Below are 14,250 nucleotides of genomic sequence, written 5' to 3' on the forward strand. Positions count from 1 at the left end.
CGGCAGGTCCGGAAAAAGAGTGTGAAGATTTATTACACAATTATATCTGATGGCTGAAAAATCGCTGGAATATTCAGCATGTCGCGCTTGAAAATCAACCGTTTTACATCGTTTTTAGGGAGCCTAAATTACGCCCCGCCTTGTCGCTACACCATTCTTAACGATTCAGCCAATTTTTTATGTTGCTTTTTTGTAAACGGATTAACACTTAATGAAAATCCTGTTATTGTGCCTTACGCGGTACCGGGCATTTACCCTACTAACTACTGTCTCACAGGAGCGTGAAGAGAATCGCCCATCTACAAAAGCGCCGCATTATGACAATGAGAGCGAGGAGATATCGTCGTGCTAGAAGAATACCGTAAGCACGTAGCTGAGCGTGCTGCCCAGGGGATTGTGCCAAAACCGTTAGACGCAACCCAAATGGCCGCACTTGTCGAGCTGCTGAAGACCCCGCCTGTGGGCGAAGAAGAATTCCTGTTAGACCTGTTGATCAACCGCGTTCCTCCTGGCGTAGATGAAGCCGCTTATGTTAAAGCGGGTTTTCTCGCTGCCGTCGCGAAAGGCGACACCACCTCCCCGCTGGTGACTCCAGAAAAAGCCATTGAACTGCTGGGCACCATGCAGGGTGGTTACAACATTCATCCGCTGATCGACGCGCTTGACGACGCGAAACTGGCGCCGATTGCCGCCAAAGCGCTCTCTTCAACGCTGCTGATGTTCGATAACTTCTACGATGTAGAAGAAAAAGCCAAAGCGGGCAACGAATATGCGAAGCAGGTAATGCAGTCCTGGGCCGATGCCGAATGGTTCCTGAACCGTCCAGCTCTGGCTGAAAAAATCACCGTTACCGTGTTTAAAGTGACGGGTGAAACCAACACCGATGACCTCTCTCCGGCACCGGACGCATGGTCTCGCCCGGATATCCCTCTGCACGCGCTGGCGATGCTGAAAAACGCCCGTGAAGGTATCGAACCGGACCAGCCGGGCGCGGTAGGCCCGATCAAACAGATTGAAGAACTGCAGAAAAAAGGCTACCCGCTGGCTTATGTGGGTGACGTTGTTGGTACTGGCTCTTCGCGTAAATCTGCAACCAACTCCGTACTGTGGTTCATGGGCGATGATATCCCTCATGTACCGAACAAGCGCGGCGGCGGTCTGTGTCTCGGCGGCAAAATTGCACCGATCTTCTTCAATACCATGGAAGATGCGGGCGCACTGCCAATCGAAGTGGACGTTTCGAACATGAACATGGGCGACGTGATTGACGTTTACCCGTTCAAAGGAGAAGTGCGTAACCACGAAACCGGCGAATTGCTGGCAAGCTTTGAGCTGAAAACTGATGTGCTGATCGACGAAGTGCGCGCTGGTGGCCGTATTCCGCTGATCATCGGTCGTGGCCTGACTACCAAAGCGCGCGAAGCGCTGGGACTGCCGCACAGCGACGTATTCCGTCAGGCGAAAGACGTGGCGGAAAGCAGCCGCGGCTTCTCTCTGGCGCAGAAAATGGTGGGCCGCGCCTGCGGTGTGAAAGGTATCCGTCCGGGCGCGTACTGCGAACCGAAGATGACCTCCGTGGGTTCTCAGGATACCACCGGCCCGATGACCCGTGATGAACTGAAAGACCTGGCGTGCCTGGGCTTCTCTGCTGACCTGGTGATGCAGTCCTTCTGTCACACTGCCGCGTATCCAAAGCCGGTTGACGTGACCACGCACCACACTCTGCCGGACTTCATCATGAACCGTGGCGGCGTGTCGCTGCGTCCGGGCGATGGCGTAATCCACTCCTGGCTGAACCGCATGCTGTTGCCGGATACCGTCGGCACCGGCGGTGACTCCCATACTCGTTTCCCGATTGGCATCTCCTTCCCGGCGGGTTCTGGCCTGGTGGCGTTTGCTGCTGCGACCGGCGTGATGCCGCTGGATATGCCGGAATCCGTTCTGGTGCGTTTCAAAGGCAAAATGCAGCCGGGGATTACCCTGCGCGATCTGGTACACGCCATTCCGCTGTACGCGATCAAACAGGGTCTGCTGACCGTTGAGAAGAAAGGTAAGAAAAACATCTTCTCTGGCCGCATCCTCGAAATCGAAGGTCTGCCGGATCTGAAAGTGGAGCAGGCGTTCGAACTGACCGATGCCTCCGCTGAACGTTCCGCTGCCGGTTGTACTATCAAACTGAACAAAGAGCCGATCGTTGAGTATCTGAACTCTAACATCGTTCTGCTGAAGTGGATGATCGCTGAAGGTTACGGCGATCGCCGTACGCTGGAGCGTCGTGTGCAGGGGATGGAAAAATGGCTGGCGGATCCGCAATTGCTGGAAGCCGACGCTGACGCAGAATACGCGGCGGTGATCGACATCGATCTGGCGGATATCAAAGAGCCAATCCTGTGTGCACCGAACGATCCGGACGACGCGCGTCTGCTGTCTGACGTGCAGGGCGAGAAGATCGATGAAGTCTTCATTGGCTCCTGCATGACTAACATCGGCCACTTCCGTGCGGCGGGTAAACTGCTGGATGCACACAAAGGCCAGTTGCCGACGCGTCTGTGGGTGGCTCCGCCAACCCGTATGGATGCGGCGCAGCTGACCGAAGAAGGCTACTACAGCGTGTTTGGTAAGAGCGGTGCGCGTATTGAGATCCCTGGCTGTTCGCTGTGCATGGGTAACCAGGCGCGTGTGGCTGACGGCGCAACGGTGGTTTCGACCTCTACCCGTAACTTCCCGAACCGTTTAGGTACCGGGGCGAACGTCTACCTGGCTTCTGCGGAGCTGGCGGCGGTTGCGGCGCTGATTGGCAAACTGCCGACGGCGGAAGAGTATCAGACCTATGTGGCGCAGGTTGATAAGACGGCGGTGGATACTTACCGTTATCTGAACTTCGACCAGCTGTCTCAGTATACTGAGAAAGCCGATGGTGTGATTTTCCAGACCGCGGTGTAATACGCTAACGCGATTTGTGTAAAAACGCATCAATGCCCGGAGAAGTCTGCTTCTCCGGGCATTTTTATTTCTATTCCTTATACCCGCTACGCTTTTTTTCTGCCGCGCTGCTGCGATAATTACAGCAAGGTGCAATGCGGTATTGGCGCATTGCCGGGAGCAGAGGAAGACATTATGGATTACGAATTTCTGCGCGATATTACCGGAGTGGTAAAAGTGCGTATGTCCATGGGCCACGAGGTGGTGGGGCACTGGTTTAACGAAGAAGTGAAAGAGAACCTGGCCTTACTTGATGAAGTGGAACAGGCGGCGCATGCGGTGAAGGGCAGTGAGCGCTCCTGGCAGCGAGCAGGGCATGAATACACGCTCTGGCTGGATGGTGAAGAGGTGATGGTGCGCGCCAATCAACTGGAATTCTCCGGAGATGAAATGGAAGAGGGGATGAGCTACTACGACGAAGAGAGCTTTTCACTTTGCGGCGTAGAGGACTTTCTTCAGGTCGTGGCGGCGTACCGCGAGTTTGTACAACAACGCTAATCAACGCGGAGCCACTCGGCTCCGCATTACTATCGGGTGAGCGCTGTGCGCACCCGATAGCCGAGCACTTTTTCGCAGGCCCGTTATCGGGTGTATTCACTGGTAAAAGTAAGGTGAAATAACCTTGCGGTCATCTTTTGGTTCAGAAAAACGCAGGCACCAGACGACTGGAGTATAGGCTGGCAGCGCGACTGTTCGGCCTGGGGATACACGCAGGTGATAGTGGCGAGTTGCGCGAGAGGGACGGTCATCGCTCCTTGTTCGCTGTCCATACGCCATACCGCGAGCCACGCCTCATGCTCGTTACGCAGGCCAAAGGCCAACCACTGTGAGGATAATGTGGGCATACCCAACGGCCAGAAAGGCTGTAGATGCGGAATTTTCTCGCGAAACGTTTTATACAGCGCAATCCCTTCCTGAACCAGCGCAAAACGTTCTTCACTCAACTCCGCCAGATGACCACTCTGATGCACCCGCAGCAGCATGCTGTTAACCATATTCATCACCACTTCTTCCCGATCCCCCTCGCGCAGTGGATAAGACCAGATAGCAGCTTGCTCAGGAGTGACCGCTGACGCTGCGGCGGCAGCGATAGCCGCCATGAGCCGATAGTCGGTTTGATCGGTAACGGATTGAATACTGTGCTGTTGCAGCATCGCGTAATCCATCCGTAAACCACCGCTGCCGCAGTTCTCGATCACCAGTTGTGGGTAGCGTTGCATTGTTTTCTGCAGCCAGGTTAGATAGGCACGGTTATGCTGCAACAGGCCGTCGCCGCTGCTGTCGGCCTGGTAGTCAGTACCGCTGCCTGCATTGATGTTGTAATCCATTTTGATATAGCTAACACCGTAATCCTCGACCAGGCGCGTGATGATCCGTTCGGCATGTTCTTGTACCAATGGGTGGCGGAAATCGAGCTGATAGCGCTGGTGGTCGATAACCCGTTTGCCATGACGCTGGAAAAAACACTCATCGGGCAGCTTTTGCGCCAGCGGACAAGCTATGCCCATGACCTCAAGCTCTAACCACAGACCTGATTTCATCCCTTTGGCGGCAATATACTCAAGCGGTTCGTGGATACCGCCAGGGAAACGCGCGGATGAAGGCAGCCATTCACCAACGCCATCCCACCATTCACCGTCCGAGTACCAACCGCAATCAATGCAGAAATATTCGCAGCCAGCCTTTGCGGCTGCATCAATCAACGGCAGCAACTTTTCAGTCGTAGGGTCACCTGAGAGGCAGTTCATATAATCATTGAAGATCACTGGTAGCTGCACATTATCCTGTGAAGGGCGCATTATTCGTCGACGATAGCGCGTTATCTCTTGTAGCGCCTCTTGCAGCCCGCCGTGTACCTGGCTTACGGCAACAGGCACGGAGGTAAAGGTTTCACCGGGTAGTAGTTGTTTCCACCAGTGATTTTCGTTTTCCGTTGGCCCGCTAGCCTGCAAATAGAGACGATTACGGAAATCGCCGATCTCCCATTGCCACGAACCGTTATGCTCAATTTGCCAGAGCAGTGTTGTTCCTGCCGCCGTGTCTTCAAATGCCGCCATAGGAAGATAGCCAATACTGGACCAGGTTCCTGTGTTTTCGATAGCGATACGATTAAGGGAGAAGACATTCACCTTATCCAGCCCAAGCTCTGGTGGTGTGGCGCTTTTCCACTGTGCTTCGCCGTACCAGTTATTATGCGGTAGATGCAGGACGCTATTTTTTTGCCAGGGCAGGCTGTCGATGGCGAACAACGTCAGCGAACTGACATACTCCAGGCCGATAGTATCGGCGCTGGCGTTACGGATATCACACCAGACGCGGGCCGCCTGTAGCCCACGAAAATGCTGTAGATGCCAGCGGGCGTGAACCGCTGGACTATGTAGATCTATCTCCAGTTTTTTCCCCTGTGCATTTTCGCTTTCCCGATGGGCGTGATAGCGCAGAGAGGAGCCTGGTTCGCTACCGGTATGCTTACGGGCGTGGTGATCGTTTTGATTATGGCCACTGACATGCACCTGAATAAGAGGGAATGCACCCTGTACATCACTCTTTCCGACAAGTAAAAACTGGCTGATATAAATTTGTTGTTCTTCATTTAACTCGAAGGAAATATGGAAGTTATCTTCTTTAAAGTCTATAAAGCTCATCTTGTCGCACCCTTGTATTATTGTCCGATATTTCGCAGTTTTTTCCCTGCCATCAGGTTTTGCTCAATGCGCTCCAGTGAAATATTTTTTGTTTCGGGCACAAAAAGATAGATGATCACGAGGGCGACAATATTCAGTAGCGCATATAAATAAAATGTATGGGCGCTACCTAAACTATTTAGCAATGACAGGAAGGTTGCACTGACAATCATCCCGGCGATGTGACAGGTAAAAGTAGAGCAGGTGATACCAAATTCTCGGCCTTTCAGCGGTTGAATCTCAGAGCACAATAACCAGATAAGCGGCCCGGCAGACATGGAGAAGCCGACGATAAACAGTAACAGCATGGTAACCGTGATACCTTTCTCCAGCGCTGATAACGCATCACCACCCAGCAACGTCCCTACGATGCTCATAGCGAAACCCATCGTGATAAAACCAGCGTACAGCATTGGTTTTCGTCCCCAGCGATCGACGAAGCCGACGGCAATAAAGGTGGCGAGCGTCATCACGAAGCCCACAATAACCGTGCCCCACATCTGCTCGGCTGTTGAAGTGAAGCCAATTTCATGGAATATACGCGGCGCGTAATACATCATCACATTTACGCCAGAGAACTGCTGCATGATTTGCAAAATAATTCCCAGGCTAACACTGCGACGAAAATTCCTGTTTTCTTTGAATAAATTCCAACCTTGTTGCTTAACGTTGAGCTGTTCTTTAATTTCGCTAAGCTCATTCTCCACCTCTTCACGGCTATTACGCAGGCGGATTAACACTATCCGAGCCTCCTCTTCACGGCCATGCATCATGAGCCAGCGCGGGCTGCGCGGCAGGAATAGCGCCCCGAACAGAAAGACCAGTGAAGGGATGGCGACAACCAGCAGCATACCGCGCCAGTTGCCGCTGTAGCTAAAGGCGGTATTGGTCAGAAAAACCAGCAAGATGCCTAGCGCAATCATCAATTGATAGGCTGATATCATTGCACCGCGAATGTTTTTTGGCGTTATTTCAGAAAGATAGAGTGGTGTCGCATAAGATGCGACACCCAGACCGACGCCGAGGATCAGCCGTCCGACGATGAGCATCCCTGGGCCAACTGCGCAGGTACAAATAATCGCTCCTAAGCAAAAGGAGGCCGCGGCGATTAATAAAGCGTATTTACGGCCCAGGCGATAGGCCAGAAAACCGCTACACAGAGTTGCGACGGCGGCGCCGACCATCATTGAACTGACCACCCACTCCTGCTGGCTATCCAGCAGTTGATACTCTTTAGCGATCAGCGGGAGTGCGCCGGAAATGACGCCGATATCCAGGCCAAATAACAGCCCTGCGAGCGCAGCCAACAGGCAAATCCAGATGACTTGGGGGCGCGTTTTATGTTTTTTGGCCGCAGCTGGAAGCGTACTATCTAATGTCATGATATAAGTACCTTTGTTTCTATGATTATTTTCAGGGCTTTTTGTTTTAATACTTAATCGATTTCGTATTGTTTTATGCTAGATCTGAAAAATAATGATTTCAATGGTTGTAACTGCATAATTGTGATCGTTGCTACACAATAAACTCGTGTCGAAATGTTTTTTATTGTCACGTAAAAACTAATCAGTTAAATTGGCAGGAATATCCTTGTTCAGAGCTATTTAGTCCATAATAAATATGAATATAAAAGAGCTAGCGGCGTATCTTAATCTTTCGACAGCGACGGTTTCGAAAGCGCTAAATAATAAAAGTGATATTAGTAACCACACACGTAAAAAGGTACTGGAAGCGGCGGATAAACTGGGTTACCGGCCAAATGCATCAGCCCGCTATTTGCGTAGTGGTAAAACAGGGGTCGTGGCTCTGCTGCTGCCTGCAGCGGATGATGGCAATATCCATACCGCCTCGTTCTTTATGGCTATCGCCAGGGGGCTACAGGCTAGTTTAAAAGAGAGTGCCATCGATCCGGTCATCCATATTTCTACCGATCGCGAAAGTGAGCTACAACTGCTGCATAAAATTGTTGAGCAGAACCGTGCTGACGCGATTATCCTGACAGACACTCGTATTGATGATGAACGGATCCTTCTGCTTGATGAACTAAAGTTTCCCTTTGTGACGATGGGGCAAAGCCGCTCGCTGGGCGGGAACTTCAATTGGGTCGATTTTCATCATGAGGAGATGGGGAAACAATGCGTGCGTGCGGCACTGCGTCTCGGAGCGCAACGTATTGCCATTGCGACGCTTGGCCCGGACAGTATGCATGGCCGTCAGTTCTTGACCGGCTGTTTGCAGGCGTTGGCGGTGCAAGGGATTCATTACCATGACGGGTTGGTTTTCTTTGGCAGCGTAGCTGAATCTTCCGGTGAAGAGGCCGCGCGGCAATTTCTACAGCAGCCAGAGCGGCCTGATTTCATTATTTTCATCAACGACTTTTTACTGATGGGGGCGAGTCACTATCTGGCCTCGTTACCCGAGTGCGGACTCAATGAAAAAAACATGCTGTGTGCCACGGCAAGCAGCGATTTTTCTGTGCGAGTGGTGTCGTCGAGTTGTCTCTTTACCGTTGATCACGAAGAGGTTGGGCGGCAACTGGGGCTGGCGATATTGAGAGTCACTAAAGGGGAAAACCAGGCAAAATCAGTGTTGCTGACGTTGCCGGTAAAAGAGTAAGCGAAGCTTGCTGGTTCCGCAGCGCGGCTATTTAACGTAAGCCAACAGGCTCAGGGAGTCACGTGCCAGCGCTTTGCATTTCTTGGCCGTTGGGATGCCTATACCGCTGAGGTCGCGGTAGCTGTCTTCACCCAACGCTTTCATATTGAAGGTGTCGTAATTACTCAGGTCCCACTGGTTTTGCTGGGCAAAAAAGACCAGCGCGCGACGAATCTGCCCATTTGGCAAATTCTGGTATCCACAGTCATTTTTCAGAAAAACAAAAACTGCCGTTAAATCGGCCATATCTTCGGCTTCGGACTCACTAAGCGCGTAGCTGTTTGCGCATACGGCCATCAGGCTGCCGAACAAAACGGTTCTGAAAAACGTCTTCATTGCTTCTACCACTGCATCACGGAATTTAAACGTTAGCACACTGCGAGCGAAGCGACGACCTTTATTATTAGCCGTTTACTTGACCTTCCCGTAAGGGGAAGGGTTATGCTTAAAAGATAGCCTGCTTAAGCTGCTGAATATAAGGAAGTGATTATGCAACGTCGTGACTTTTTAAAGTACTCCGTGGCGCTGGGCGTCGCGTCAGCGTTACCTCTGTGGAGCCGGAGCGTATTTGCTGCAGACCGTCCCGCATTACCCATTCCAGACCTGTTAACCGCAGATGCCTCTAACCGTATGCAGCTGATCGTGCAAGCCGGACAGTCGAGTTTTGCCGGTAAAACAGCCACGACCTGGGGATATAACGGCAGTTTGCTCGGGCCGGCGGTCAAGCTGAGTAAAGGGCAATCGGTGACGGTGGATATCCATAACCAGCTTGCCGAAGAGACGACGTTGCACTGGCACGGGCTGGAAATCCCCGGTGAAGTCGACGGTGGCCCGCAGGGTATTATTCCGGCGGGTGGGAAACGTTCTGTGACCTTCACACCGGATCAGCGCGCGGCAACCTGCTGGTTCCACCCGCATCAGCATGGGAAGACCGGTCATCAGGTGGCGATGGGCCTGGCCGGACTGGTGCTGATTGAAGATGAAGAGATTCGCAAGCTGCTGCTGCCTAAGCAGTGGGGCATTGATGATGTGCCGGTGATTATTCAGGATAAACAGTTCTCTGCTGATGGTCAGGTTAACTATCAACTGGACATCATGACCGCTGCCGTCGGCTGGTTTGGCGATACGCTGCTAACCAATGGGGCGATTTATCCTCAGCATGCTGCACCGCGCGGTTGGCTACGCCTGCGTCTGCTAAATGGTTGTAACGCACGCTCACTGAATATCGCGGCCAGCGACAATCGTCCTTTGTACGTTATTGCCAGCGACGGCGGACTGTTGGCGGAGCCAGTAAAAGTGACCGAACTTCCTATGCTGATGGGCGAACGCTTTGAAGTGCTGGTGGATGTGAGCGACGGTAAAGCGTTTGATTTGGTCACTCTGCCTGTGGGTCAGATGGGCATGGCGATTGCGCCATTTGATAAGCCGCATCCGGTGATGCGCGTTCAGCCGCTGCTGATTACCGCTTCCGGCACGTTGCCGGATACGCTGACATCCATGCCGGCGCTGCCATCGTTTGAGGGACTGACGGTGCGCAAACTGCAATTATCGATGGACCCAATGCTCGACATGATGGGCATGCAAATGTTGATGAAGAAGTACGGCGCTCAGGCTATGGCGGGTATGGATCATGGCAAGATGATGGGCCATATGAATAATGACAATATGGGCCACGGGAACATGAAGCATGGCAATATGAACCACGGTGAGATGGGGAATATGCAGCATGGTGACATGGGCAACATGAAGCATGGAACATTCGATTTCCATAATGCCAACCGGATTAATGGTCAGGCGTTTGATATGAATAAACCGATGTTTGCCGCGGCGAAAGGTCAACACGAACGCTGGGTGATTTCCGGTCAGGGCGACATGATGCTGCATCCGTTCCACATTCACGGCACGCAGTTCCGTATTCTGTCTGAAAATGGCAAAGCACCTGCTGCGCACCGCGCGGGATGGAAAGATACGGTGCGGGTTGAGGGCGGCGTGAGCGAGGTGCTGGTGAAATTTGACCACGACGCGCCAAAGGAACATGCCTATATGGCGCACTGCCATTTGTTAGAGCATGAGGATACCGGGATGATGCTCGGTTTTACCGTATAAACAGCGGCGGATAGCGGTGGCGCTATCCGCTAAATGTTTATTCCAAAAACGGATTATTACTCTATCGTCGAGTAAAAGCATTCATATACTGATGAGGTTAATCACTCATCACGAGGTATTCATGACCCTTTTGCGTAAAGTACTGACGGCATCTTTTATTATGCTTCTGGCGGTTTCGGCACAGGCTGCGATGAAGATGGAACGCCAACAGATTTCAAAACTGAATTTAAGTCTCGAAATTCCGCAGACGCTCACGCCAATGCCGGACGAAATGGCAAAAATCAAATACCCTTCTGAAAACCGTCCACAGGTGATTTACGGTGACGAACGCGGTAAAGCGTCTCTAGGTATTACTGCCGGGCGCAACGCGTTGCCTGCCGCTCAGTTGGATATGGCAAAGGATGCGACGCTGAAGATGCTGACCAATTTCAAGCCGCAGGCGGAACCTGTCACGGTTGATGGACATAAAGCGTGGCTGATTACTTTCCGTTCTCAAGCGCCGGATACTGAAATTCTCAATATGCTGCTGATTACCTCGCAAAACGAGAAAGCGGTGCAGGTCTCCTTCAATATGACCAAAGATCTGGTGGCTCAGTATCAGGAAGCCGCAAAAGCGTCGTTACTGTCACTGAAGTTTGAATAAAAAAACGCCCGCTGATTAGCGGGCGTTGTCCATTTTACTTCGCGTCGTCCGGCAACGCGTATGCCACGATATAATCGCCCATCTTAGTGCCAAATGAGCCGTGGCCCCCGGCTGATATCACCACATACTGCTTACCGTTAACTTCATACGTCATCGGCGTTGCCTGGCCGCCTGCCGGAAGCCGACCCTGCCACAGTTTTTCACCGTTGCTCATGTTGTATGCGCGCAGATAGTTATCGGCAGTCGCAGCTATAAACAGCACGTTACCCGCGGTGGAGATAGGTCCACCCAGCATCGGCATCCCCATATTGAACGGCACCGGAACCGGCATTGGGAATGGCATGCTGTCCTGTGGCGTGCCAATGCGTTTTTTCCATACCACTTGATTGGTTTTCAGATCTACGGCGGAAATGTAGCCCCATGCTGGCTGTTTACACGGCAGACCAAATGGTGAAAGGAACGGATTGAGCGTTACGCCGAACGGTACGCCGTACTGCGGCTGAATACCGGACTCTGTGCCAGTACCTTTGGCATCTTTCGGCGGCTCCATCGGATTGCCGGGACCGCGTGGGATCAGCTTAGAAACGAACGGCAGCGCCATCGGGTTGGCAATGGCTACCTGACGGTTGGGATCAACGGAAATACCGCCCCATTCGAACATGCCGAGGTTACCCGGGAACACCAGAGTGCCTTGCTCTGAAGGCGGGGTAAAAATGCCTTCATAGCGCAGCTGGTGGAACATTACGCGGCACACCAACTGGTCAAACATGGTTGCGCCCCACATATCCGCACCACTGAGATCTTTTTGCGGACGGAAACTGAGATCGGAGAACGGCTGGGTTTTGCTGACATAATCACCTTTGGCTGCACCTTGCGGCACCGGTTTTTCCGGGGCAGGCACCACCAGTTCACCATTACGGCGGTCGAGCACAAAGATATTACCGGTTTTTGCCGGGGCATAAATGACCGGAATTTTCTCTCCATTGACGTTGATATCCGCCAGGGTTGGCTGCGCCGGTAAGTCCATATCCCACAGATCGTGGTGAACGGTCTGATAGCTCCAGGCCAATTTCCCGGTCGTGGCATTTAACGCCAGAATGGCGCTGGCGTAACGTTCCTGTTCCGGTGTGCGGTTACCGCCCCAGATATCCGGCGTGGTAACGCCCATGGGCAGATACACCAGATCCAGCTTCGCGTCGTAGGCCGCAGGCGCCCAGGAGTTGGGTGAGTTAAAGGTGAAGGTATGTTCATCTGACGGGATGAAATTAGGATCCTTGGCACCGGGATCAAACGCCCATAGAAGCTTGCCGTTATTGACGTCAAAACCACGTATCACCCCGGATGTTTCGCGGGTTGAGTAGTTATCGGTTACCGACCCGGCAATAACGATAGTTTTATCGGTGATTATCGGGGGAGACGTTGGTTCGTACAGGCCCGGTGAGGTATCCGGCATATTGGTCTGCAGATTTAAAATACCTTTATTGGCGAAGGTTTCGCACAGCTTGCCGGTCTCGGCATTCAAGGCAAACAGTCGACCATCATTTACCGGCAAAAGGATGCGGCGCGGACAGTCGGCCATCACCTCTGCAGAAGCCGTATCCGGTCTGGCTTCATGATAAGAAACGCCGCGACAGGTTACGTGCTGGAAGCTGGTATTGGTATTGAGTTGGGGATCGAAATGCCACTTCTCTTTCCCGCTGGCCGCATCCAGGGCGAACAGCCGCTGGTGGGCGGTACACAGATAAAGAGTATCCCCTACTTTTATTGGCGTGACTTCATTGGTGATTTCACCGGGATCGTTGGGTTGTTTTAAATCCCCGGTACGAAATACCCAGGCTTCTTTCAACTGATGAACGTTGCCAGCGTTAATTTGTTTTAACGGTGAGTAGCGCTGACCTTCCTGATTGCGACCGTAAGCCGGCCAATCCTCGTCGGCAACCGCTGAGATTGCATCGGCCTGAGAGGTATCTGCACTCAGCGTGCCGTGAACCTCTTGTGGATCGTTGAAGCCAGCCCAGGTCAGGATACCGCCGCTAATCAGCAAGGCCACCACCAGCGCTGCTACTGCGCCCCTGGAAGGGATAATCAGGCGATGCCAGACGAAAGGCAGGATAAGCCAGATACCAAAGAAGACCAGGATGTCGCTACGCGGCGTCAGCGCCCAGAAATCAAAGCCGACTTCCCAGACGCCCCAAATCATGGTGGCGAGAAGCAGGGCGGCATACAGCCAAAGGGCGGAGCGGTTACTGCGCCACAGCAGGAGAGCCACACCGAGCATGGCAAGGCCCGCGATCGGGTAATACCAGGAGCCACCGATGGCGACCAGCCAGCCTCCACCAATCAGGAGATATAGTCCACAAAGTGCCGCAAACAGGGCGCTCAGGGTCACGATAAGCCGTTGAGAACGTACGTTGTTATTTGCCATAAAAAATACCATCACAGGTGTTATTTCTTTAATAGCAGTTAATTATAGGAGCTAAAACGCGTGATAAACGTCACATTATGAACTTTATCAACAGATGCCGCGTATGAATGCTTTTGCTGGTATACTGCGTGCCTTGCGCTTAGATGCTGACGTATTAAAAGTTAGCATTGAGTGATTTGTTTTTAAATCATATGGTTAGAGATATGAAACATACTGTTGAAGTCATGATCCCGGAAGCGGAGATCAAAGCGCGTATTGCTGAACTGGGACGTCAGATTAACGAACGTTACAAGGACAGCGGCAGCGATATGGTGCTGGTTGGTCTGTTACGCGGCTCATTTATGTTTATGGCCGACCTGTGCCGTGAAGTGCATGTCTCCCACGAAGTCGATTTCATGACTGCTTCCAGCTATGGCAGCGGAATGTCCACCACGCGCGATGTTAAAATCCTGAAAGACCTGGATGAAGACATTCGTGGCAAGGACGTGCTGATTGTCGAAGACATCATCGACTCCGGTAACACGTTGTCCAAAGTGCGTGAGATTCTGAGCCTGCGCGAGCCGAAATCCCTGGCTATTTGTACGCTGCTGGACAAACCTACCCGTCGTGAAGTAGATGTTCCGGTTGAGTTTATCGGATTCTCTATCCCAGATGAGTTTGTTGTCGGCTATGGCATTGACTATGCCCAGCGTTATCGCCATCTGCCGTACGTTGGCAAAGTGGTGCTGCTGGACGAGTAATGTCGGGAGCGCCTG

Annotated in this window: 10 protein-coding genes; 6 read left to right on the forward strand and 4 right to left on the reverse strand. The window is 52.4% G+C overall.

Annotated elements, in window-relative coordinates:
- Positions 1-345: 345 nt before the first annotated feature.
- Together acnB and yacL are read left to right on the forward strand one after the other, a co-directional pair.
- Positions 346-2,943 (forward strand): bifunctional aconitate hydratase 2/2-methylisocitrate dehydratase, encoded by a 2,598-nt coding sequence (gene acnB / locus ABIE10_RS15135; protein WP_016151723.1) that lies wholly within the window; start codon positions 346-348, stop codon positions 2,941-2,943.
- Between the two features lie 174 nt (positions 2,944-3,117).
- Entirely contained in the window at positions 3,118-3,480 is a 363-nt protein-coding gene (gene yacL / locus ABIE10_RS15140; protein ID WP_075847966.1) for a protein YacL, read from the forward strand.
- A gap of 83 nt (positions 3,481-3,563) precedes the next feature.
- Here yacL and ABIE10_RS15145 read toward each other — a convergent pair whose 3' ends face one another.
- Positions 3,564-5,627 carry a glycoside hydrolase family 36 protein gene (locus tag ABIE10_RS15145; protein WP_429156204.1) on the reverse strand — a complete coding sequence of 688 codons (2,064 nt, stop codon included), beginning with the start codon at positions 5,625-5,627 and terminating at the stop codon, positions 3,564-3,566.
- A 17-nt stretch (positions 5,628-5,644) separates the two neighbouring features.
- A complete protein-coding gene (locus tag ABIE10_RS15150; RefSeq protein WP_181546585.1) occupies positions 5,645-7,048 on the reverse strand; it encodes a sugar porter family MFS transporter in 1,404 nt (467 codons plus the stop codon).
- Between the two features lie 238 nt (positions 7,049-7,286).
- On the opposite strand from ABIE10_RS15150, the gene ABIE10_RS15155 reads away from it, so the two are divergent.
- Entirely contained in the window at positions 7,287-8,282 is a 996-nt protein-coding gene (locus ABIE10_RS15155) for a LacI family DNA-binding transcriptional regulator (RefSeq protein ID WP_103766822.1), read from the forward strand.
- A 27-nt stretch (positions 8,283-8,309) separates the two neighbouring features.
- On the opposite strand, the gene ABIE10_RS15160 is transcribed toward ABIE10_RS15155, so the two are convergent.
- Positions 8,310-8,657 (reverse strand): YacC family pilotin-like protein, encoded by a 348-nt coding sequence (locus ABIE10_RS15160; RefSeq protein ID WP_003018667.1) that lies wholly within the window; start codon positions 8,655-8,657, stop codon positions 8,310-8,312.
- Positions 8,658-8,810: 153 nt separating this feature from the next.
- On the opposite strand from ABIE10_RS15160, the gene cueO reads away from it, so the two are divergent.
- On the forward strand, positions 8,811-10,427 hold the full coding sequence (gene cueO, locus ABIE10_RS15165; protein WP_181598580.1) for a multicopper oxidase CueO: 1,617 nt from the start codon (positions 8,811-8,813) through the stop codon (positions 10,425-10,427).
- 121 nt (positions 10,428-10,548) lie between these two features.
- Positions 10,549-11,070, forward strand: coding sequence for a hypothetical protein (locus ABIE10_RS15170; protein WP_016155709.1), 522 nt, complete (start codon positions 10,549-10,551; stop codon positions 11,068-11,070).
- A 34-nt stretch (positions 11,071-11,104) separates the two neighbouring features.
- Here ABIE10_RS15170 and ABIE10_RS15175 read toward each other — a convergent pair whose 3' ends face one another.
- Positions 11,105-13,495: a glucose/quinate/shikimate family membrane-bound PQQ-dependent dehydrogenase gene (locus ABIE10_RS15175; protein WP_429156206.1), complete on the reverse strand. Its 2,391-nt coding sequence runs from the start codon at positions 13,493-13,495 to the stop codon at positions 11,105-11,107.
- 203 nt (positions 13,496-13,698) lie between these two features.
- Here ABIE10_RS15175 and hpt point away from each other — a divergent pair, with 203 nt between their 5' ends.
- On the forward strand, positions 13,699-14,235 hold the full coding sequence (gene hpt / locus ABIE10_RS15180) for a hypoxanthine phosphoribosyltransferase (protein WP_016151732.1): 537 nt from the start codon (positions 13,699-13,701) through the stop codon (positions 14,233-14,235).
- The last annotated feature ends 15 nt before the right edge of the window (positions 14,236-14,250 follow it).

The sequence above is a fragment of the Citrobacter sp. 506 genome, from assembly GCF_050434985.1.
Taxonomy (GTDB): domain Bacteria; phylum Pseudomonadota; class Gammaproteobacteria; order Enterobacterales; family Enterobacteriaceae; genus Citrobacter; species Citrobacter braakii.

What these genes read in the sequence shown, in the direction of transcription:
- ABIE10_RS15160 (WP_003018667.1), bottom strand. Translation starts at nt 8,657, where the DNA reads ATGAAGACGTTTTTCAGAACCGTTTTGTTCGGCAGCCTGATGGCCGTA.
- hpt (WP_016151732.1), top strand. Translation starts at nt 13,699, where the DNA reads ATGAAACATACTGTTGAAGTCATGATCCCGGAAGCGGAGATCAAAGCG.
- ABIE10_RS15155 (WP_103766822.1), top strand. Translation starts at nt 7,287, where the DNA reads ATGAATATAAAAGAGCTAGCGGCGTATCTTAATCTTTCGACAGCGACG.
- ABIE10_RS15175 (WP_429156206.1), bottom strand. Translation starts at nt 13,495, where the DNA reads ATGGCAAATAACAACGTACGTTCTCAACGGCTTATCGTGACCCTGAGC.
- cueO (WP_181598580.1), top strand. Translation starts at nt 8,811, where the DNA reads ATGCAACGTCGTGACTTTTTAAAGTACTCCGTGGCGCTGGGCGTCGCG.
- ABIE10_RS15145 (WP_429156204.1), bottom strand. Translation starts at nt 5,627, where the DNA reads ATGAGCTTTATAGACTTTAAAGAAGATAACTTCCATATTTCCTTCGAG.
- yacL (WP_075847966.1), top strand. Translation starts at nt 3,118, where the DNA reads ATGGATTACGAATTTCTGCGCGATATTACCGGAGTGGTAAAAGTGCGT.
- ABIE10_RS15150 (WP_181546585.1), bottom strand. Translation starts at nt 7,048, where the DNA reads ATGACATTAGATAGTACGCTTCCAGCTGCGGCCAAAAAACATAAAACG.
- ABIE10_RS15170 (WP_016155709.1), top strand. Translation starts at nt 10,549, where the DNA reads ATGACCCTTTTGCGTAAAGTACTGACGGCATCTTTTATTATGCTTCTG.